Source organism: Xanthomonas bromi (assembly GCF_900092025.1).
Taxonomy (GTDB): Bacteria; Pseudomonadota; Gammaproteobacteria; order Xanthomonadales; family Xanthomonadaceae; genus Xanthomonas; species Xanthomonas bromi.
The window spans coordinates 1-22157 of record NZ_FLTX01000026.1; the positions used below are offsets into that span (position 1 = coordinate 1).

The following is a 22157-nucleotide window of genomic DNA, read 5'->3' on the forward strand; positions in this document are numbered from 1 at the left end:
CGAGATCGGCTTTTTGATCTTCATCCCGTTCGTGATCATCGATCTGGTGGTGGCGAGTGTGCTGATGTCGATGGGCATGATGATGCTGTCGCCGATGCTGATCTCCGCACCGTTCAAGATCCTGCTGTTCATCCTGGTGGATGGCTGGGTGCTGGTGGTGGGGACGCTGGCGGCGAGCTTCAACGCGTCGTAGGTGTGGGCGCGCCTTGCGCGCGGTAGCGCGGCTCCAGTTGACTGAGTTTTGTGCATTGCGAAGCTGTATTGCTCAACAATCAGCTCCGCTTGCCGCTTTTTGCTTTGCCTTTCTGCTTCGCTTTGGCCTCTAGCTTGTCGGGGGCCCCATACCGCAGCGGCAGGCCATTGGGGTCAAACCCCGCAGGGGCGGCGCGCATGGATGCGCGACGTTTTTCAAAGGGACATGGACGTCCCTTTGAAAAATTCCCGGATGGCCTGCGCACCTGGAGCGCGGAGGGCGCGAGGACGGGGTGTGTTTCTTTGGTTACTTTGGTCAGCCTGCGGCTGCCGTAAAAAGCGCTTCTTTGCACAAGCAAAGAAAGTGACTCGACCCCCGAAAGGGGGCCGAAAGCTTTGCTTTTGCCTTCGCTAGTGTTTTTGCTTGAACAGTTGCTATGAGCTTGGAACAGCAAATCAACGGCTTTCACGCCCTTGCGGGCGCGAGTCACTTTTCTTTGCTTGTGCAAAGAAAAGTAACCAAAAGAAAGCACACCCCGTCCTCGCGCCTTCCGCGCTACGCGCTCCAGGTCCGCAATCCGGGTAGAAATTTTTGTAAGGGACATCCCTGTCCCTTACAAAAACGTCGCGCATCCATGCGCGACGCCCTGCGAGTTGTATCTACCCGGCTTGCCGCTGCGGTATGGGGGCCCGTAAAGCCAACAGCAAAGCAAGAGCACAGCGACAGCGACAGCGACAGCGACAGCGACAGCGACAGCGACAGCGACAGCGACAGACAGTGCAACACGAGGCAACCCAGATTCCCGTTCACCAGCAAATCCCGAGTCCCCAATCCCCAATCCCGCCCCTTTGGCACCCGACTTGCATTACCACCGCCCATGAGCCCTGAAATCGCCCTGACTGAATTACGTGGTGGCCTGGTCACCGTCCTGTGGATTGCCGGACCGATGTTGCTGGCCGTGCTGGTGGTTGGCGTCGTGATTGGTGTGGTGCAAGCCGCCACCCAGTTGAACGAGCCGACCATTGCCTTCGTGGCCAAGGCAGTGGCGCTGACGGCCACCCTGTTTGCCACCGGCAGCATGCTGCTCGGGCATCTGGTGGAGTTCACCATCGCGCTGTTCCAGCGCATACCGCATCTGATCGGCTAGCGGGCCAGCGCGGATGGATGCTGCAACCCAGATGGTGATCGACGGCCAGCGCGCGTTCGCGATGGTCGGGGCGATCATGTGGACCATGCTGCGCACCGGTGCGTTGCTGACCGCGATGCCGTTGATCGGCACGCGGGCGGTGCCCGGGCGGGTGCGGGTCATGCTGGCCGGAACGCTGGCGATGGTGCTGGCGCCGATCCTGCCGCCGGTACCGGAGTGGGACGGCTTCACCGCCAGCGCGGTGCTCAGCATCGCGCGCGAACTGGCGGTCGGCGCTAGCATGGGTTTTATGTTGAAGCTGATTTTCGAAGCCGGCGCATTGGCCGGCGAACTGGTGTCGCAGTCCACCGGCCTGTCGTTTGCGCAGATGTCCGACCCCATGCGCGGCGTGACGTCGGGTGTGATCGCGCAGTGGTTCTATATCGGCTTCGGACTGCTGTTTTTCGCCGCCAACGGACATCTGGCGGTGATCGCCTTGCTGGTGGACAGCTACAAGGCCTTGCCGATCGGCACCGCATTGCCCGATGCCGGCGCATTCGCCGAGGTCGCGCCGACCCTGTTCCTGCAGATCCTGCGCGGCGGGCTGACCCTGGCCTTGCCGATGATGGTGGCGATGCTGGCGGTCAACCTGGCCTTCGGCGCGCTGGCCAAGGCCGCGCCGGCATTGAACCCGGTGCAACTGGGCTTGCCATTGACGGTGTTGTTGGGCCTGTTTTTGCTATCGAGTTTTGCCAGCGAATTCGCCCCGCCCGTGCAACGCATGTTCGACACTGCATTCGAGGCGGCCCGTGAACTGACGGGCTAGCCGCCACCGCTCTCAAGTTTTGGGTTCGATCGCCGTCAACGCTGGGTGACAGGCGCCGTCCATCGCCCTCATATTTCTTTAACTAAATCCGATGCCCGACGTGTCTGCGCTGCCTGCCTGTTCTGCCCTGCGTCGTGCCGTGTCATGGTCGTGGCTGTGGCCACTCGTGCTCGGATGCGCGTTTGGGTGCATCGGTGACGCTGCTGCGCAGAGCTATAGCTTTCGCGATTACGCGCAGGCCGAAGGCCTGCAGGGCATGACCATCAACGGGCTGGTCGAAGACCGCAGCGGCGTGGTGTGGGTGGCCACCGAATCGTCGCTGCACCGTTTCGAGCGCGACCGCTTCATCGCCATTGGAGAGGACCAGGGGCTGGACGCGCGCTTCACGCGGGCCTTGGCGCTGGACCAGGTCGGGCGTCTCTGGGTGGCGACCTCCAATGGCATATTCGTTCGCGATCGCGAACGGTTCGTGCCGGTATTGCGCGACGGCAAGCGCATTCGCGCCGCTGCCGGCAATGTGATTGCCGCCTACCGCGGCGGCGTGGCGGTGATCTCCGATAGCAGGTTGCTGTCGGTGACCCCCGCGGCAGACGGCCACTGGAAGGTCCAGGCCCTGACCCTGCGCACGCCGGCCGGTACCGCGATGATGCCAGGCCCGACCCTGCTCGCCGACGGGCAATTCCTATGGCTACCCTGCGACGCGGCCGTCTGTCGCGTGGATGCCCGCGGCGCGGTGATCGAACGGCTGGCTGAAGCCGACGGCGTGCCGCAGCGACGGTGGCGGGTGATCTTCCGCGAACGCAGCGGACGGCTGTGGCTGCGCGGCGGCGGCCTGATGCTATCGCGCGATCCCGGCGCCGCCCGCTTCCAGGAGCATCCGGCCAACCCGCATAACGGCTTCAGCACCATGTCCGGTGCGACCACGATGGTGGAAGACACGCGCGGGCGCATGCTGACCCGTTCCGATCACGGGCTGGTGCGTTGGGAAGGCACGCATTGGAAGGACATCGGAGCCGAGCAGGGCCTGTCGCTTGATGCCCTGGTCGGGCCGCTGTTGCTGCAACGCAACGGCACGCTGTGGATCGGCACCCGCGGGCTCGGGCTGCAGCGCCTGGTCGGCTACGGCAGCATCGAGCACCTGACCGAAGCGCAAGGCATGCCCGCGGCGCCGACCTGGACCATCCAGCGCCTGCCCGACGGCATGCTGGCGGTCGGTGCCGATGGCGGTGCCAGCCTGTTGGCACGCAACGCCGTGCATGCGCAACCCTGGCAGAGCGAAGACGGCAAGCCGCTGGCGCAGGCGCTGAGTATCGCAGTGGCCCCCGATGGTGCGGCCTGGGTGTCGTATTACTCCGGCGCCATCGCCCGGCGCGATCCGCTGACCGGGGTGACCCACGGGGTGATGGATTTGCCCAGGCCGGCGTACAAATTGCTGTTCGACAAGAACGGCTCGCTATGGATCGCGACTCCGCGCGGTCTGGTGCGCGGCCAGACCGTCCCGCCCTATGCGATGAAGACGGAGCCGGCGCTGGACGGCAAGTTCATCGGCGACATCGATTTCGATGGCCAAGGCCGGCTCTGGGCTGCAACCGCCGATGGTCTGTACCGCCGCGACGGCAATCGTTGGACGCACATTCCGGTGCGCGGCAACCTGCCCAGCCAGGACGCGTTCCAGATCGACTTTGCGCCCGATGGCGAGATCTGGCTGTCGTTGCGCGAAAACGGGCTGTGGCATGGCCGCCTGAAACCCGATGGCGGCCTGGCAGTGCAGGCGGTGGACGACCCGCTGCTGTCCAAGTCCATGCCCTTCATCCTGCGTCACGACCGTCAGGGACGGCTGTGGGTGGGCAGCAGCCAGGGACTGGATCTGTACGCGCATGGTCATTGGTCGCGGATTACCCGCGCCGAAGGCCTGCTGTGGGACGACTTGTCCGCCAACGCTTTTTTCGAAGACGACGATGGCAGCATCTGGATCGGCAGCAGCCGCGGACTCAGCCATTTGCGCGATCCGCAGCGGCTGTTCGCCGCGCGACCGCTGCGGGTGGAAATCAGCCAGGTGCGCCGCGGCACCCAGAACCTGCGTGCCGGCAGCACGCTCGCCTGGTCCGAAACGCCATTGGACATCGAGTTGCGCACCCCGGGTGCAGAGGGCGGCCCGGAGCGCGTCAGCTTCCGTTATCGGGTCGAAGGCCATCAGGCCAGCTGGACCAGCACCTCGCTCAGCCACGTCACCTACCCGCTGCTGCCGCCGGGTAACTACACGCTGGAAGTGCAGGCAGTGGATGCCTATCAGCGCAGCAAAAGCCCGATCGCCCGCTTCGGTTTCGAACTGACACCGCCGTGGTGGCGTGGCGTGCCGGCCATCATCGGATATGTGCTACTGAGTTTCCTGGCGGTGATCGCGCTACTGCGTTGGCGTACCGCCAAGCTGCTGCGACGCAAGCGCGAACTGGAACAGCTGGTGGCCGAGCGCACCGCCGAACTGGAGCAGGACAAGCGCGAACTGGAAGCGGCACGCTCCGAACTGGCGTTCAAGGCGAACCACGACGAACTGACCGGGCTGCTCAATCGCGCCGGCATTCTCGCCGCGCTGCGCAGCATGTTGCTGCGCGCCGAAGCGACCGCACGGCCGCTGGCGGTGGTGCTGATCGATCTGGATCACTTCAAGCTGGTCAACGACCAACATGGTCATCTGGCCGGCGACGCCGTGCTGGCCGGGGTCGGCCGACGCATGGATACGCTGATACGCGGAGACGACCGCATCGGCCGTTACGGCGGCGAAGAATTGCTGGCGCTGCTGCCAGGCCTGAACCTGGATGCCACGCATCGGCTGGACGCCCTGCACCTCGGCATCTGCGGCGACTACCCCATCGACGGCGGCTGGCTGCATGTCACCTGCTCGATCGGCGTGGCCTGGTTACAGCCTGGCGAAACCCTCGAGCAACTGCTGGCGCGCGCCGACGCAGCGCTGTACAGGGCCAAGCGCAGCGGCCGCAATCGCATCGATTACGACCACGTGCCCCTGGATAGTCTTGACCAGCTGTGACCGCAGGGCTTGACGCTGTATCTGCAACAGCGCGAGTGACGCGGCCGCGCGTTGCAGCCCATCCAATGCGGATGCTGAAGGCGGGTAAGCGCTAAACACCGATCGTCACGCCGAACGACGCGCACGCCTGCGCCTGCAATCACCGTGTTGGAAACCTCCGTCGCTGCTGCGTGTGGCCCAGGCCTGCGCAAACACGTGACCATCGTCGTACACCGCACCCAGCGAACCGCCGCATTCGCCAGGCACTCATGCCGCCACGCCCGAGCACACATTAAAGAAATGCGCGTGAGCAGCCGCTAGTCGTTTTAATGCGGCCCACGATGGGGGCTGCCAATGGCAGGCGTGAGATACCGCGCGATGGACGCGGCCCCACGCTCCGATGCGTGGGGAGACTGCAAGACTCGTGGGGTTCCAGCACCGCCAATGGAGGTCGTCGAACCGGCGTGCACCGTTCGCTGCGGTGTTGCTGTTGGCGTTGCTGTCGTTGGCGGATCTGGCCGGCGCACAGAGCGTGAGCATCCGGCGGTATGCCCACGACCAGGGCCTGCTCGGGCTTGCCGGCACCTGTCTGTTGCAGACCCGCGTCACCTTGCTGTGGGTATGTACCGAAAGCGGTCTGTATCGCTACAACGGGCGCACGTTTCAACAGGTGCCGCTGGATGGCCTGCGCAACGAGCACATCAGTTCGATGACCGAATCCGCCGATGGGCGGCTGTGGGTGGCCGGCTTCCAGGCCCTGTTCGTCGGCGACGAACACGGATTCCGCAAACTGGCACCGGATGAGGCGCAGCACCTGCAGGATCAGATGCAGCTCGCCAGCCTGCCCTGGGGCACGGTGCTGGCCAATGGCGCCGTCCTGGAAATCCTGCAGCCCCGCGCCAGGGGCCGCTGGCAAAGCCAACCGTTGCTGGATACCGCCACCCGGGTGCGCGTTCCCGAGTTGTCCAAGGTGCTCAGCCTGTCGGTGGACGGCGACACCCTGTGGGCGGGCTGCAGACACAAGCTGTGCGCCATCGATGCGCAGCGCAAGGTGCAGGTGTTCGGGCCCGACCAGGGCGTGCCGGACGACCGTTGGTACAGCGTGTTGCGCGACCACGACGGCGGGCTATGGGTGCGCGGTGCCGGCACCCTGCTCTATCGGGCGCGCGGCGCCAGCAACTTCAGCGTGCGTCCGCTGCCGCTGCTGGATGGCACGACCGTCGGGCAGCCGGCGGCGCTGGTGATGGACCGCGAGGGACGCGTGCTGGTGCGTCGTAACGACGGACTGGTGCGCTGGGAAAACGGCCACTGGCGCAGTTTCGGTACGGACAACGGGCTGCCACCCGGCAGCAGCGCTGCGATGCTCGTGGACCGCGAAGGCGACGTGTGGATGACCATCGACGGCGAGGGTCTGGTGCGCTGGGCCGGCTACGAATGGATCGAAAACTGGGATGCCTCGCAAGGCATGCCGGCCGCACCGACCTGGTCGATCGCCCGCGATCCGCAAAACGCACTGTTGGTCGGCAACGAGCACGGCATCGGCCGCCAGGCCGACCCGGATGGGCGCTTCGTGCCGGCCCTGCAGAGCGCGGGCATCCAGGTCGTGGGCATGGAGCGCAGCCAGGACGGCAGCCTGTGGACGCTCAATTCGGCCGGTTTCCTGCGCCGCACCTGGCCGGACGGCCACAGCGCGCAGATCGCCAAACTGCCGCGCACCGGGCGTCGCCTGCTCATCGATCGCCAGGGCCGGCTGTGGATGCTCAGTGCCGGCGGCCTGTTCGTGATCGAGCACCCGCTCGACGGCGGCAGCATGCGGGCCGTGGCCGACATGCCGGCCATCGCCTACACCGATGTCCAGCAAACCGCCGACGGAACGCTGTGGGTCTCCACCGCCAACGGCTTGTTCCGGCTGCAGGATGGGCGATGGTCGAAGGTCAATGTCAAGGTCAACGGCGGCACGTCGGAGCCATGGATCAGCAAGTTCCACATCAGCGACAGCGGCGAGGTGTGGCTGGCGTTCTATCGCCCCGGCCTGTGGCACGGCATGTTGCTGCACGACGGCCTGGACCTGCAGGAAATCAGCGACGAAGCGCTGCGCGATGTCGGCGTGTACCTGTTGCGCGGCGACAGCATCGGCCGGGTCTGGGTAGGCCATGCGCACGGCGTGGAGGTCTACGACGGTGAGCGTTGGGCGCATCTGTCGCAATCGCTGGGGCTGATCTGGGACGACACCTCCGAGGCCGCGTTTGCCGAGTATCCGGATGGCTCGGTCTGGATCGGCACCGCACGCGGGGTGAGTCACGTCAGCGACCCGGCGCGCCTGTTCGACCAACGCCAGCCCAGCGTGCGCATCGACAGCGTCAGCCGCGGTGGCATGCCGGTACAGCGCGGGCAACTGCTGGGCTGGAGCGACAAACCCTTGCATATCGAGTTGTCGACGATGGAGGTCTACGACGACCCCAGCCGCCTGACGGTGCGTTATCGCCTGCTTGGCCTGCACGACCAATGGATCCAGAGCGACAACCTGTCCATCGACCAGCCGCCGCTCCCTTCCGGGCACTTCCGCCTGCAGGTCCAGGTGCTGGACCGTTACCGGCGCACCGCATCGCCGATCGCGGATCTGCCCTTCGCGGTCGCGCCATTGTGGTGGCGCAGCCCGCCGGCGATCGCACTATATGTGTTGATCGGCAGCGGCCTGCTGATCGGCCTGTGGCGCTGGCGGCATCGCCATCTGGTGGCGCGCGAACGCATGCTGGCCGAATTGGTGGCCGAGCGCACCTACCAGCTGGAGCGGGAAAAACGCGAACTGGAAAGCGCACGTGCGGCATTGGCCTTGAAGGCCAGCCACGACGCGCTGACCGGCCTGCTCAATCGCTCCGGCATCCTGGAAGCGATGACCGAAGAACTACAGGGCTGCGCGCACGGCGAGCATTCGCTGGCGGTGGTGTTGATCGATCTGGATCACTTCAAGCAGGTCAACGACGAACACGGGCACCTGGTCGGCGATGCGGTGCTGGCCAAGGTGGGGGCGCGGCTGACAGCCTGCCTGCGAGATTCGGACAAGGTCGGCCGCTACGGCGGCGAAGAATTGCTGCTGTTGCTGCCGGGCATGACCCAACAGAGCCAGCACCGGCTGCGTGCCATCCACGAAGCGCTCAGCCTGGCCCCGTACGAGGTGGGTGCCCCACGTGCGCTGCAGGTGACCTGTTCGGTGGGCGTGTCCTGGTTCCGCATCGGCGACAACACCGCGTCGTTGCTGGCGCGTGCCGACGAGGCGCTCTATCGCGCCAAGCGCTCCGGCCGTAATCGCATCGAACCGGAGGAACCGGAAAGTTCGGTGGCATGAGCCGCGCAGGCGGCTAGGCCCTGTCGGCGCGCGCGCGCGAAGAAGGCGCTCCCCCCCGTCCTGTGCCGATGCACGGCACGCCCGCACTCCACGCACGCGAACGCGCCGTGTGTGAGCATGTCGCCCGCGCACGCCGGGCGACCGCAGCCATCTGGAACATGCCGGATCGGGCGACAATGTACCGTTGATGGCCGCTGCAGGGTCCTTTCGCTCAAGAAGTTGCGCCACGTGTCGCTAGTTCTTGGGCAACGCGTCTTTCGACGTCGGAATTGGATAGGTGGTCGGAACCTACAACCTTGGCATGGTGATGTTGTCGCTGGTGGTGGCCGTGATGGCTTCCTACACCGCGCTGCAACTTGCCGCACAGATGACCGCCAGTCGTGGCGGCGTCGCGGCCGCGTGGCTGGTGGGCGGCTCCGTTGCCATGGGCATCGGCATCTGGTCGATGCACTTCGTCGGCATGCTGGCGTTCCGCCTGCCGATTCCGGTGGGCTACGACCTGGCACTGACGCTCTACTCGATGCTGGCGGCGATCCTGGCCTCGGCGCTCGCGCTCTGGCTGAGCTCGCGTGCCGACCTGCCGTGGCCGCGGCTCGGCCTGGGTGCGCTGCTGATGGGGCTGGGCATTGCGCTGATGCATTACATGGGCATGGGCGCGCTGCGCATGGTACCGGCCATTCGCTATGACCCACTGCTGTTCGGGTTGTCGATCGCCATCGCCATCGGCGCATCTGCCGCCGCGTTGTGGATCGCGTTTCGCCTGCGCCACCACGGGCGCCGCTATAGCTTGCGCCTGATCGCCGCCTTGATCATGGGCGGGGCAATCGTGGGCATGCATTACACCGGCATGGCCGCCGCGCAGTTCGCACCCGGCAGCATCTGTGGCGCGGTCACCGATACGCATCTGCGGTTGTCGTGGCCGGCTGTGGCGGTGGTGCTGGTGACCATAGTCTTGATGATGCTGGCCCTGGTCATCTCGTTACTGTCACGCCGCTTTCAGCAGCGCACCGACGTGCTGACGCAGTCGCTGGCCAAGGCCAATGCCGAGCTCGCACTGGCGGCGCTGCATGACCCGCTCACCCGCCTGCCCAACCGCGAGCTGTTGCATGAGCATCTCGTGCAGAACATCGAACGCTCCCAGCGCGACGGGCAGCGCTTTGCGGTGATGCTGATCAACCTGGACGGCTTCAAGGTGGTCAACGACGGCTATGGCCATCAGCTGGGCGATCGCCTGTTGGTGGTGGTGGCCGAGCGTTTGAACGCGCATCGGCGCGCGCATGGCAGCCTGGCGCGGCTGGGCGCGGACGAATTCGTGCTGGTGGCCGACATCGCGGACCCGGAAGATGCCGCCGCCCTCGCCGCACATCTGGTGCAGGCGCTGGCGATGCCGTTTCTGATCTCCAACCACGAACTGCGCCTGAGCAGCAGCATTGGCATTGCGCTGTACCCGGAAGATGCCGGCAGCGGGCGCCAACTGATGGGGCATGCCGACGCGGCGATGAGCCATGCCAAACACGCCGGCCGCAACCGCTACAGTTTTTTCGAACGCTCGATGACGGCCACCACCCGCGAACGCCTGCAGTTGCTGCAGGAACTGCCGCGCGCGCTGGAACTGGGTCAGTTCGTGCTGCATTACCAGCCCAAGTACCGCGCCGAGGACGGCTGCCCGATCGGCGCCGAAGCGCTGATCCGCTGGCAGCACCCGGAACGCGGCCTGGTGCCGCCGGATAGCTTCATTCCGCTGGCCGAACGCAGCGGCATGATCGACCTGATCGGCAGTTGGGTGCTGCGGCAGGCCTGCCGCCAGATGCGCGACTGGCGCGAAGCAGGACACGGCGACTGGCGGGTGGCCGTCAACCTGTCGGCAACCCAGTTGGCCTCGCCCAGCCTGCTGGACGAAGTGGCCACCACGCTGAGCAAGTACGCGTTGGCGCCAGACCAGCTCACCCTGGAAATCACCGAAACCATGGCCATGCGCGACGCCGAGGCCTGCCTGCGCACCCTTGGCCAGCTCAAGGCGCTGGGCGTGCGCATCGCCATCGACGACTTCGGCACCGGGTATTCCAACCTGCTCTATCTGCGCCAGCTGCCGGCGCACGAGCTCAAGATCGACCGCAGCTTCGTGCAGGCCATGGACAGCAGCGCCGAAGACATCGCCATCGTGGCGGCCGTGGTGGCGCTGGCGCACACCATGCACCTGCAGGTGGTGGCAGAAGGCGTGGAAACCATCGCCCAGCGCAATACCCTGGAACGGCTGGGCTGCGACCAACTGCAAGGGTATCTGCTGGGCCGCCCGATGGACGCCGAGCGCTTCATCGCCACCGTGGTCGCCCAACGCGATGGCCCCCCTCGCCTGACCAGCTGAGCAACGAACGGCGTCCAAGCACCGCCCCCCAGCCTCCCCGCTCACCCACGCCCTGGCCGAGCCGAGCCGAGCCGAGCCGAGCCGAGCACCAGTCTGGACCGATCCAGAAACGCACGCGCTCCGATGCATGGCCCCCCACCACGCAGCCACGACGTCCCGCCAACAGCTCTACTCGCGGCCACTAGCTTCTCCGATTCCCGATTCCCCATTCCAGCGCCACAAACTGGAACGCCGCTTGCATCCCCAGGACTAATCCCCCACCGGCACCTCCATGTCCGAGTCCGAAGACGGCGGCGAGCGTACAGAGCTTCCCACCGAAAAACGCCTGCGCGACGCCCGTGAGCAGGGCAACATCCCGCAATCGCGCGAGCTGTCGACGGCGGCCGTGTTCGGTGCCGGCGTGTTCGCACTGATGGCGCTGGCCCGCGGTATCGGCGATCACGCCACTGTCTGGATGAAGACCGCGCTCAGCCCGGATCCGACGATGCGCGAAAACCCGATGGCGCTGTTCGGCCATTTCGGCGATCTGCTGCTGCAGTTGCTGTGGGTGATGCTGCCGTTGGTGGGCATCTGTCTGGCCGCCGGCCTGGCCGGCCCGCTGCTGATGAGCGGCCTGCACTTTTCCAGCAAGGCGATCATGCCCGACCTCACCAAGCTCAACCCGGCCAACGGGATCAAGCGCATGTGGGGCAGCAATAGCCTGGCCGAGCTGGTCAAGTCGATCCTGCGGCTGCTGTTCGTCGGCCTGGCGGCCTGGCTGTGCATCTCCAAGAACCTGCACGGCCTGCGCTCGCTGGTGAACCAGCCGCTGGAACAGGCGGTCGGCAACGGCCTGGATTTCACCAAGAGCCTGCTGTTCTACACCGCCGGCGCGCTGGTGCTGCTGGCCGCCATCGATGCCCCGTACCAGAAGTGGAACTGGATGCGGAAGCTGAAGATGACGCGCGAAGAGATCAAGCGCGAGATGAAAGAGAGCGAAGGCAGCCCGGAAGTGAAGGGCCGCATCCGCCAGATGCAGATGCAGATGTCGCAGCGCCAGATGATGGAAGCGGTGCCCAAGGCCGACGTGGTGCTGATGAACCCGACCCACTACGCGGTGGCGCTCAAGTACGAAGGCGGCAAGATGCGCGCCCCGATCGTGGTGGCCAAGGGCGTTGACGAAATGGCCTTCCGCATCCGCGAAGCCGGCGAGCAGCACCGGGTGGCGATCGTCACCGCCCCGCCTTTGGCACGCGCCTTGTATAGGGAAGCGCAAATCGGCAAGGAAATTCCCGTGAGACTCTATTCGGTCGTGGCCCAGGTGCTTTCCTACGTCTACCAGCTGCGTGGCTGGAACGGCGGCCCGATGCCGGAATTGCCGTCGCTGGACGTGGATGAGTTCGGCAAGGGAGCCAGCGCATGAGCGCCCAACCCGCCCCGCTGAACGCCCGCCGCGTCATGGAGTTGCTGCGCAACGGCCTGGGCGCCCCGCTGGCCCTGATGGCCATGCTGGCCATGCTGATGGTGCCGCTGGCCGCACCGGTGCTGGATGCGCTGTTCACCTTCAACATCGCCATCTCGCTGATGGTGCTGCTGGCGGTGGTGTACGTGCAGCGCCCGCTGGAATTCACCATTTTCCCGATCGTGCTGTTGATGACCACGATGCTGCGGCTGGCGCTGAACGTCGCCTCCAGCCGCGTGATCCTGATCAACGGCCAGGACGGCCATGCCGCGGCCGGCAAGGTGATCGAGGCCTTCGGCCAGTTCGTGATCGGCGGCAACTACGCCGTGGGCATCGTGGTGTTCGCGATCCTGACCATCATCAACTTCGTGGTCATCACCAAGGGTGCCGGGCGCGTGTCGGAAGTGACCGCCCGCTTTATCCTGGACGCCATGCCCGGCAAGCAGATGGCCATCGACGCCGACCTCAACGCCGGTTTGCTGACGCGCGAGGAAGCCAAGGCCCGCCGCGAGGAAGTGCGCGAGGAAGCCGACTTCTACGGCGCAATGGACGGTGCCAACAAGTTCATCCGCGGCGACGCCATCGCCGCCATCCTGATCCTGTTCATCAACCTCATCGGCGGCATGGCGGTGGGCATGTTCCAGCACGGCATGAGCTTTGTGGATGCCGCGTCCACCTACACCTTGCTGTCGATCGGCGACGGCCTGGTGGCGCAGCTGCCGGCCTTGCTGGTGTCGTCCTCGGTCGCCTTGCTGGTGACCCGCGCCTCGCGTGCGCAGGACATGCGCGGCGCCATGATCAGCCAGGTCTTCGGCCAGCACCGCGCGTTGGCGGTGGCCGCAGCCATCCTGGGCCTGGTCGGCCTGGTGCCCGGCATGCCGAACGTCGCGTTTTTGACGCTGGGCCTGATCCTGGGCGTGATCGCCTGGAAAATGTACAAGCGCAGCCTGGTGGTTGCCCCGACCGGCGACCCCGCCACGGATCCGAAGGCCGCCGCGGCCGCCACTGCCGCACAGGCCAGCGCCGAACTGAGCTGGGACGAGCTGCGCCCGATCAACCCGCTGGGCCTGGAAGTGGGCTACCGGCTGATCCCGCTGGTGGACAAGAACCAGGGCGGCGAACTGATGGCGCGCATCAAGGGCGTGCGTCGCAAACTTACCCAGGACATCGGCTTCCTGGTGCCGCCGGTGCATATCCGCGACAACCTGGAGCTATCGGCCAACGCCTACCGGCTGCTGGTGCACGGCGTGCCGGTGGCCACGGCGGAAATCTATTCCGACCGCGAACTGGCCTTGGACCCGGGCGGCGCGCTCGGCCAACTCGACGGCATTCCCGGCAAGGACCCGGCATTCGGCCTGGACGCCACCTGGATCCAGCCGCATCAGCGCGCCTACGCCGAATCGATGGGCTACACCGTGGTCGATCCGGCCACCGTGGTCGCCACCCATCTATCGCACCTGATCCGCGAACACGCCCCCGAACTGCTCGGCCACGAGGAAGTGCAGCAGTTGCTGGCCACCCTGGCCAAGACCGCGCCGAAGATGGTCGAAGACCTCACCCCCAAGGCATTGCCGCTGTCGGTGGTGGTGCGGGTGCTGCAGAACCTGCTGATCGAGCGCATTCCGGTGCGCCAGCTACGCAAGATCGTCGAAGCGCTGGTCGAGCACGCCCCGCACAGCCAGGACCCTGCCGCACTGACCGCCCAGGTGCGCACCTCGCTGGGCCGCTTCATCGTGCAGGAAATCGCTGGCATGTCGGCCGAGCTGCCGGTGTACACCCTGGCCCCGCAACTGGAGCGCGTGCTGCAGGAATCCACTCACGGCAACGGCGTGGCACTGGAGCCCGGCCTGGCCGAGCGCCTGCACCAGAGCCTGGCCGAGTGCGTCGGCAAGCAGGAAGCCCGCAACGAACCGGCGGTGGTGCTGGTGCCCGGCCAGGTGCGCGCCGCCCTCGCCCGCCTGGTCCGCCACAGCGTGCCCAGCCTGTCGGTGCTGGCCTACAGCGAAGTGCCGGAAGACAAGCGCCTGAAGCTGGTCGGCACGATCAGTTAAACCCGCAACGCAAGGGCGCCGGCGCGATTCGACCGTCGGCGCGGCGGTTCGGTAGGCAAGACGCTTCGGCAGGCCCGCGCTGGGTCGAAGCCAGACTGGGCCACGAAGCACCACAGCGGCAGCAGGACCCGACGTTCCCAAGCGCTCGCCAGACCATTGCACGACAGCGTAGATACCAAGGCTGGCCCGACTTCCCGGAAGCGGCCCGGGTCGCAAACAGGTACTGGAGCGCATCCAACCCGCCCGCAGTAGATCGCGGCGTTCGCCAGCTCCAGCAGTCACGCGCTGCACTGCACTCCCGGCGCTCATCTGCGCGCCGGAAATCCGGCACCGCGCTGAATTTTCAATCGATTGCATGACACCGGCCGACGGGATGTCTCCACGCAGGCCCAATGCGCGCCTTCCAACGTGGCCCGCATGCTGCGCCAGCGCAGCACCGGCAACTCGCACGTTCAAAAGAATCCAATCAATACAGCGACTTGGATGCGCGAACAGTGGGTGAGCCAGGCAATTGACTGCCGCTCTCCTGCGTCCATCGCTGCGCCGGAAACCCAGCACCGCCGTTTTGGCACACCGCATGCATTAGCTCTGCCGACACCGCAGCAGCATCGCTCCGGGCAAACGCAGGACTTGGAACAACGACCGGGACAGGCACCTCATGACGCTGGCAACACACCCACATTCATCGCGCACCCGTCCGGCGTCCGGCGGGTCCCGTTCCTGGAGGCACTTCGCATGAAAATCAAACGCTTCGTCGCCCCGGACATGCGCACCGCATTCCGCATGGTGCGTGAAGAACACGGCCCGGACGCAGTGATCCTGTCCAACCGCCGTACCGCTGAAGGCATCGAGATCGTCGCTGCCAGCAACTACGACGAAGAACTCGTGCAGCGCGCCCTGGAAACCGCGCGCTCCGAGACCCCGGCGGCCGCACATCACGAACAGGCAGCCGCCCAACAGGCGCCTGCCGCGCAAGCCCCGGCCAGGCCCGCCGCACCGGTGCACGCTCCGCTCAAGCCGGCTGCCGACACCAACGTGAGCCAGCGCCAGCGCGTTGCCAGCGCCGCCGACGACATGATCGCCGCGATGGCGCTGCGCCAGCCGGTCAACGTACCGCGCCAGGCGCCGGTCGCCGCACCGGTGCGCGCCGCGCCCATCCCCTCCCCGGCCGCGCAGGCCCTGGCCCACGCGGTTGCCGTCACCACCGCGCCGCGGCAGGAACATGCGCTGTCGGCGGTGCCGGAACAGCTGTTCGCCGACTTCTTGACCACCGCCCCGGTGCAGCGCCCGGCCGTGCAGACCGCACCGGCGCAGGCGGCGAGCCCGGTCATGGCGGCCGCCCTTGCAGTGCATGCCGGTTACGCCCAGGACGGAGACGACCGCGACGAGGAAGCCGACTTCGATCTGGACGACGCCCTGCCGCAGATCCTGCCGCCAGCTGCGCTGCCGCCGATCGTGGTCGCTCCGGCGGCCCTGGCCGCAGTGCCGGTGACCGCCGCTCCGGCACCGCAGAACGACGAAGAACTCAAGCAGCTGCGTGGCGAGCTGGCGCTGATGCGGCAGATGATCGAGCGCGAAATGAATCGCCTCACCGACGAGCGCCTGCGTGGCTCCCCGGTGCGTGCGCAGGCGCTGGAACTGATGGACGACTACGGCTTCGATGCCGGCCTGACCCGCGATGTCGTCATGCAGATCCCGGCCGATACCGAATTGCACCGTGGCCGCGGCCTGATGCTGGGTCTGCTGTCCAAGCGTCTGCCGGTGACCCCGCTCGACCCGCTGGAACGCGGCGGCGTGATCGCCCTGGTCGGCCCGACCGGCGCCGGCAAGACCACCACCATCGCCAAGCTGGCGCAGCGCTTCGCCGCCCAGCACGCCCCGCGCGACGTGGCCCTGGTCACCACCGACACCCTGCGCGTCGGCGGCCGCGAACAGCTGCACAGCTACGGCCGCCAACTCGGGATCGCCGTGCACGAAGCCGACAGTGCCGAAAGCCTGCTCGAGCTGCTGGAGCGCCTGCGCGACTACAAGCTGGTGCTGATCGATACCGCCGGCATGGGCCAGCGCGACCGTGCCCTGGCTGCCCAGCTGAACTGGCTGCGTGCCGCCCAGCAGGTCACCTCGCTGCTGGTGCTGCCTGCCAACTCCCATTTCGCCGACCTCGACGAGGTCGTGCGCCGCTTTGCCCACGCCAAGCCCCAAGGCGTGGTGCTGACCAAACTCGACGAGACCGGCCGCTTCGGCAGCGCCTTGTCGGTGGTGGTCGACCACCAAATGCCCATCACCTGGGTGACTGACGGACAGCGGGTCCCCGACGACCTGCACCGCGCCAATGCCGCCAGTCTCGTTCTTCGTCTTGAAGATTTGCGGCGCGCTGCCGATAAGCCCTGTACTCCGGAGCACAACCATGCAGTCGCGTGAATACGCCAAGCTGACCAACGCCTTCCCCCTGTCGGCGACCCGTCCCGAGCCTTTGGGCCCGGTGCGCACCATTGCCGTGACCGGTGGCAAGGGTGGCGTGGGTAAAACCAACATCTCCGCCAACCTGGCCGTGGCGCTTGCCGACATGGGCAAACGCACGCTGCTGCTGGACGCCGACCTTGGCCTGGCCAACCTGGATGTGGTCTTGGGACTCTCGCCCAAGTACACCCTGGCCGACCTGATCGCCGGCCGCTGCACCCTCGATGACGTGATCATCGAAGGCCCAGGCGGCGTGCTGGTGGTGCCGGCCGCCTCCGGTCGCCGCCACATGGCCGAACTGGCCCCGGCCCAGCACATCGGCCTGGTCAACGTGTTCTCCGAACTGGAACGCGACCTGGACGTGATGGTCATCGACACCGCCGCCGGCATCACCGACAGCGTGCTGACCTTCTGCCAGGCCGCCCAGGACACCGTGGTGGTGGTCTGCGACGAGCCGGCCTCGATCACCGACGCCTACGCGCTGATCAAGGTGCTCTCGCGCGAACGCGGCGTGGACCGCCTGCAGATCATCGCCAACATGGTGCGCGACCCCAACGAAGGCCGCCTGCTGTACGACAAGCTCTCGCGCGTGTGCGAAAAGTTCCTCGGCGATGTGTCGCTGAACTACCTCGGCCACGTGCCGCAGGACGACTGGTTGCGCCTGTCGGTGCAGCGTCAGCAACCCGTCATCAAGGCCTACCCGTCAAGCCCGTCGGCGCAGGCCATTGCAGAAATCGCACGCCGTACCTCGCGCTGGCAGGCCCCCACCGCCCCGCGCGGCAACGTCGAGTTCTTTGTCGAACGCATCATTCAACGGGGAGTGGCCGCATGAGCACTGCTACCGCAACCACGGCCAGCGCGCAGTACCGCGCCGTGCAGCGCAACAACGCCAACGACGTGGTGACCCAGCACGCCGACCTGGTCCGCCGCATCGCCCACCATCTGGCGGCGCGTCTGCCGGCCAGCGTGGAAGTGGACGACCTGATCCAGGCCGGCATGATCGGCCTGATCGAAGCCTCGCGCAGTTACGACTCCGACCAGGGCGCCTCGTTCGAAACCTATGCCTCGATCCGCATCCGCGGCTCGATGATCGACGAGATTCGCAGAGGCGACTGGGTGCCGCGTTCGGTGCACCGGCGTGCCCGCGACGCCGCTGCCGCCGTGCGCAAGATCGAACAGAACACCGGCCGCGCCGCCGCCGCCACCGAAGTGGCCGCCGCAATGGAAATGCCGCTGCCCGACTACCTGCGCCTGATGGAAGATGCCGCACGCGGCCAGGTGCTGAGCCTGGAATCGCGCATCGAAGATCACGGCGAGCTGGACACCACCGCCAAGGGTGGCCCCAACCCGCAGCAGATGATGGAGCGTGGCGAATTCGGCCGCGAGCTGGGCAAGGCCATCGGCCAACTACCCGAGCGCGAGCAGCTGGTGCTGTCGCTGTACTACGAACAGGAATTGAACCTGAAGGAAATCGGCGCCGTGCTCGGTGTCAGCGAATCGCGCGTCTGCCAGATCCACGGCCAGGCTGTGGTGCGCCTGCGCGGCCGCCTCAAAGTCTTCGAACTGGCCGATGCCGGTGTCGAAATTGACGAATAATTTTTTCGCAGAATTTTTAGCGTTAGGAGCTTGATGTGAACAAGAACATGCGGATCCTGATCGTGGACGACTTCTCGACGATGCGACGTATCGTCAAGAATCTGTTGGGCGATCTCGGCTTCACCAATACCGCAGAGGCCGAAGACGGCAATAGCGCCTTGGCGGCTTTGCGTGCTGGCCCGTTCGATTTCGTGGTCACCGACTGGAACATGCCCGGCATGACCGGCATCGACCTGCTGCGCAACATCCGCGCCGACGCCAAGCTCAAGCACCTGCCGGTGATGATGGTGACCGCTGAAGCCAAGCGCGAGCAGATCATCGAAGCGGCGCAGTGCGGCGTGAATGGCTACATCATCAAGCCGTTCACCGCGCAGACGCTGGAAGAAAAGCTGGGCAAGGTGTTCGAACGTCTGGCGGCGACCGCCTGATGAACGCCACCGTGGATACCAACGCAGAACGCGCCGCATTGATCGACCGCCTGCAGGGCGCGCTCGATGCACTGGAAAGCGGTGACGAAGTCGCCTGGCGTCGCGAGGTGGATCACCTCGCCGCCTTGCGCACGCGCCCGATGATGCAGGGCCTGAGCCGGCTCGCACGCGAACTTGGTCAGGCGTTGGGCGAATTGCCCACCGTGCCCGACGAAGCCGGCGAGCTGGACGACGCCTGTTCGCGCCTGGACCACGTGGTGGAAATGACCGAAAAGGCCAGCCACCGCACGCTGGATCTGGTCGAAGAATGCCGCGAACTGGCCAACCAGTTGCGCGACGGCGGGCTCAATCAGGACCAGGGCGCGCTGATGGACAAGATGCGCCACAACCTGACCGAACTGTCGCTGGCGCAGAGCTACCAGGACCTCAGCGGCCAGATCATCCGCCGCGTGGCCGGGATCGTACGGCGCGTGCATGAAGGCTTCGGTGCGCTCGGCCTGCCGCCGAAGAATCCCGAGCCGAAGAAAGACGACGGCGGTCTGGCCGGTCCTGCAGTCAAGGGCCTGGACCGTCATGCGGTGTCGCAGGACGACGCCGACGATTTGCTGTCCGGATTGGGGTTGTAACCATGAGTGCTGTTCCAGACGATATTGCGGCCGATTTCATCGTCGAGGCCCAGGAAATCCTGGATCGCCTCGGCGAACAGCTGGTGTCGCTGGAACAGGCGCCAGAAGAAGCCGACCAGCTCAACGCAGTGTTCCGCGGCTTCCACACGCTCAAGGGCGGCGCCGGCTTTCTGGCGATCAAGCCGATGGTGGAGCTGTGCCACGCCGCCGAAGAAACCCTTGGCATGGCGCGCTCGGGCCAGGCGGTGTTGCAGGCGCATCACTTCGATGCCGCGCAGCAGTCGCTGGATTATCTGCAGGCCATGCTGGATGCGATGGGCTCGGGTGAACCCGTGCCGCACGCACCGGCCACGCTGATTGCGCAGTTCGATGCCAAGAGCGGCCCGCCGGCGGTCAAGGCGGCACCCAAGTCCGCTGCCGCACCGGCACACGACGACGCCCACGCACCTGCAGCGCCTGGCGCCAAGGCCGGCCCCAAGGCGGCTGCCAAGCCCGGTGCAGAAGCCGAACAGACCGTGCGCGTGGACACCAAGCGCCTGGACGCCATCGTCAACCTGATCGGCGAACTGGTGCTCTCGCGCAACCGCCTGAAGACCTTGCGCACCCGCCTGCGCGACGAAGAACTGGACCGCGCCGTCAGCACGCTGGACATCGCCACCGCACGCCTTCAGACCGCGGTCATGCGTACCCGCATGCAGCCGGTCAGCAAGGTGTTCGCCCGCTTTCCCAAGGTCGCCCGAGATGTGGCGCGCACCTTGTCCAAGGAAGTGGAACTGGAACTGATCGGCGCCGAAACCGAGCTCGATCGTAATCTGGTCGAAGCCCTGGCCGACCCATTGGTGCACTTGGTGCGCAACGCGATCGACCACGGCATCGAATCGCCGGCCCTGCGCGAAGCCACCGGCAAACCGCGTAGCGGCCATGTGCGTCTGTCCGCGCAGCAGGAAGGCGACTACGTCAGCATCGAAATTCAGGACGACGGCGCCGGCATCGACCCGGAACGCCTGCGCGAAATCGCCCGCAACAAGGGCCTGATCGACGCCGAAGCGGCTGCCCGCCTGAGCACCGACGAATGCCTGCATCTGATCTTCATGCCGGGCTTTTCGACCAAGGTGGAAGTCACCGACATTTCCGGCCGCGGCGTCGGCATGGACGTGGTGCAGTCGCGTATCCGCGAACTCAGTGGACAGATCCAGATCCAGTCCGAACTGGGCCGCGGCAGCCGCTTCATGATCCGCGTGCCGCTGACCCTGGCAATCCTGCCCACGCTGTTGGTGCAGGCCGGCGAAGCCGTCTACGCCTTGCCGCTGGCGCGCGTGGTCGAAGTGCTGCACGCCCCGCAGACCTCGCTGGGCTGGTTCGACGGCCGCGCCGTGCTCGACCGCCGCTCGCACACCCTGCCGCTGATCGACCTGCGCCGCTGGCTGGGCGTACCGGCCGACCAACCGCCGCTACTGACGGTGGTGTTGCTGCAGGCCGGCGAAACCCGCTTCGGCCTGGTGGTGGACCAGGTCCGCGGCCGCGAGGAAGTGGTGATCAAACCGCTACCGCGCGCCCTGCGCGGCCTGCCCGGCTACGCCGGCGCCACCCTGATCGGCGACGGCCGCATGGCGTTGATCCTGGATGTGGATGGATTGCGCTCCAGCGATCATTGATTTTCGGGAATCGGGAATCGTCAAGACGATCATGGCTGCCTGATCTAACGACAACGGCCGCGTACTGCGACCGTTGTCGTTTTACTGGCAGCATCGCTGCCGATCTATGCCGTTACGCGCGCAGGCACGGGCGCGATGGTTTGGCGACGGTCAGGCTGCCGTGGAACTGAACCTCGAACCGTTATTCTATATCTTTGGACTCGCGCCCCTATGCGCAACAACCCCGTCAGCAGCGGGGAGCCCGCTTTCGGCCAGGAGCGGACCTTAGTGAAGGACCGCTTTCTGCTGGGTCCACCCAACGAACAGAGTGGAGGCCCACGTGACACCACCTCGCCAGCTCCCTATACCGGCCGTTGCATATTGGCTCGATGGATCAGTTCGCCGCTTCTGGCGGCCATTCCTCCGGAACCAGCGCGGGCGGCTTGGTCCACGGTGTAATGACCCACTGAAACGCTGCTCAGGTGTTAGCTTTCAGAGGAGACATCGATGAGTGCAGTGATGGACGAAGAACAGATCAAGCGCTGGACGGCCCGGCGCAAGTCGGCGCTGGTGCTGGAGATCATCCAGGGGAAGACGACGGTGGCGTTGGCCAGCCGGCAGTTCGACCTGACGCCCAATGAGATCGAAGGCTGGGTCGAGGAAGGTAAGCGCGGCCTGGAGAACGCGCTGCGGGCCAAGCCCGAAGACGTGCGCGAGCAGGACGAGCGCCAGCTCAAGGAGCTGCAGGAAGCCTACGGCCAAGCCATGCTGGAACTGCGTGCCCGAAAAAAATTGGCAGCCCTGCTGGTCAAGGACGAGGGCTGATGGCCTCGATCCAGCAGGGCCTGTATGCCGCTACATTAACCACCTGACCTGTGCAGGAACCGGTGGGTCATTTACTATTTCGCCCTGGAAGCGCGCGGGCCGCTGTACGAGCGCGCACACATTACGATCACCCTGCCGTGAGTACGTCGATATGGATATGCCGACGCTGGCCGTCGCCCTCGCTCATGTGGCGCAGCCGTCCCAACATGCCCGGC

15 protein-coding genes and 1 pseudogene are annotated in these 22157 nt (G+C 66.1%); 15 read left to right on the forward strand and 1 reads right to left on the reverse strand.

From position 1 onward, the window contains the following. Positions 1-193 (forward strand): annotated as a pseudogene (locus XBLMG947_RS09035) (flagellar type III secretion system pore protein FliP); the annotation flags it as partial. A 79-nt stretch (positions 194-272) separates the two neighbouring features. Here XBLMG947_RS09035 and XBLMG947_RS23165 read toward each other — a convergent pair. Next, positions 273-797: a hypothetical protein gene (locus XBLMG947_RS23165; protein WP_167352018.1), complete on the reverse strand. Its 525-nt coding sequence runs from the start codon at positions 795-797 to the stop codon at positions 273-275. 273 nt (positions 798-1070) lie between these two features. Here XBLMG947_RS23165 and XBLMG947_RS09040 point away from each other — a divergent pair, with 273 nt between their 5' ends. The 14 genes from XBLMG947_RS09040 (at position 1071) to XBLMG947_RS09105 (ending at position 21942) form a co-directional block, all read left to right on the forward strand. Continuing rightward, positions 1071-1340: a flagellar biosynthetic protein FliQ gene (locus XBLMG947_RS09040; protein ID WP_005917968.1), complete on the forward strand. Its 270-nt coding sequence runs from the start codon at positions 1071-1073 to the stop codon at positions 1338-1340. Between the two features lie 13 nt (positions 1341-1353). After that, on the forward strand, positions 1354-2145 hold the full coding sequence (gene fliR, locus XBLMG947_RS09045; RefSeq protein ID WP_065467924.1) for a flagellar biosynthetic protein FliR: 792 nt from the start codon (positions 1354-1356) through the stop codon (positions 2143-2145). Positions 2146-2236: 91 nt separating this feature from the next. After that, positions 2237-5191, forward strand: coding sequence for a ligand-binding sensor domain-containing diguanylate cyclase (locus XBLMG947_RS09050; protein WP_065467926.1), 2955 nt, complete (start codon positions 2237-2239; stop codon positions 5189-5191). Between the two features lie 403 nt (positions 5192-5594). After that, positions 5595-8516, forward strand: coding sequence for a ligand-binding sensor domain-containing diguanylate cyclase (locus XBLMG947_RS09055; protein ID WP_065467928.1), 2922 nt, complete (start codon positions 5595-5597; stop codon positions 8514-8516). A gap of 277 nt (positions 8517-8793) precedes the next feature. Continuing rightward, the gene (locus XBLMG947_RS09060) at positions 8794-10881 is read left to right on the forward strand and encodes a putative bifunctional diguanylate cyclase/phosphodiesterase (protein WP_065467930.1); all 2088 of its coding nucleotides are present in this window, start codon (positions 8794-8796) and stop codon (positions 10879-10881) included. Positions 10882-11152: 271 nt separating this feature from the next. Then, on the forward strand, positions 11153-12283 hold the full coding sequence (gene flhB, locus XBLMG947_RS09065) for a flagellar biosynthesis protein FlhB (protein WP_065467932.1): 1131 nt from the start codon (positions 11153-11155) through the stop codon (positions 12281-12283). Further along, positions 12280-14373, forward strand: a complete 2094-nt coding sequence (gene flhA / locus XBLMG947_RS09070) for a flagellar biosynthesis protein FlhA (RefSeq protein ID WP_065467934.1) — start codon at positions 12280-12282, stop codon at positions 14371-14373. The genes flhB and flhA overlap by 4 nt, the downstream gene beginning before the upstream one ends. 735 nt (positions 14374-15108) lie before the next feature. Continuing rightward, positions 15109-16794, forward strand: a complete 1686-nt coding sequence (flhF, locus tag XBLMG947_RS09075; RefSeq protein WP_065467935.1) for a flagellar biosynthesis GTPase FlhF — start codon at positions 15109-15111, stop codon at positions 16792-16794. Further along, positions 16781-17665, forward strand: a complete 885-nt coding sequence (locus tag XBLMG947_RS09080) for a MinD/ParA family protein (protein WP_065467936.1) — start codon at positions 16781-16783, stop codon at positions 17663-17665. Before flhF ends, XBLMG947_RS09080 begins: the two co-directional genes overlap by 14 nt. Continuing rightward, positions 17662-18429 (forward strand): RNA polymerase sigma factor FliA, encoded by a 768-nt coding sequence (locus tag XBLMG947_RS09085; RefSeq protein ID WP_065467937.1) that lies wholly within the window; start codon positions 17662-17664, stop codon positions 18427-18429. Before XBLMG947_RS09080 ends, XBLMG947_RS09085 begins: the two co-directional genes overlap by 4 nt. Before the next feature lie 35 nt (positions 18430-18464). Next, the gene (gene cheY / locus XBLMG947_RS09090; RefSeq protein WP_002813536.1) at positions 18465-18857 is read left to right on the forward strand and encodes a chemotaxis response regulator CheY; all 393 of its coding nucleotides are present in this window, start codon (positions 18465-18467) and stop codon (positions 18855-18857) included. Continuing rightward, complete coding sequence (locus XBLMG947_RS09095) at positions 18857-19483, forward strand: protein phosphatase CheZ (RefSeq protein ID WP_065467938.1); 627 nt, start codon at positions 18857-18859, stop codon at positions 19481-19483. Before cheY ends, XBLMG947_RS09095 begins: the two co-directional genes overlap by 1 nt. Positions 19484-19485: 2 nt before the next feature. Beyond that, positions 19486-21138 (forward strand): chemotaxis protein CheA, encoded by a 1653-nt coding sequence (locus XBLMG947_RS09100; RefSeq protein WP_065467940.1) that lies wholly within the window; start codon positions 19486-19488, stop codon positions 21136-21138. Between the two features lie 486 nt (positions 21139-21624). Then, positions 21625-21942 (forward strand): DUF1153 domain-containing protein, encoded by a 318-nt coding sequence (locus XBLMG947_RS09105; protein WP_065467951.1) that lies wholly within the window; start codon positions 21625-21627, stop codon positions 21940-21942. Positions 21943-22157 lie beyond the last annotated feature (215 nt).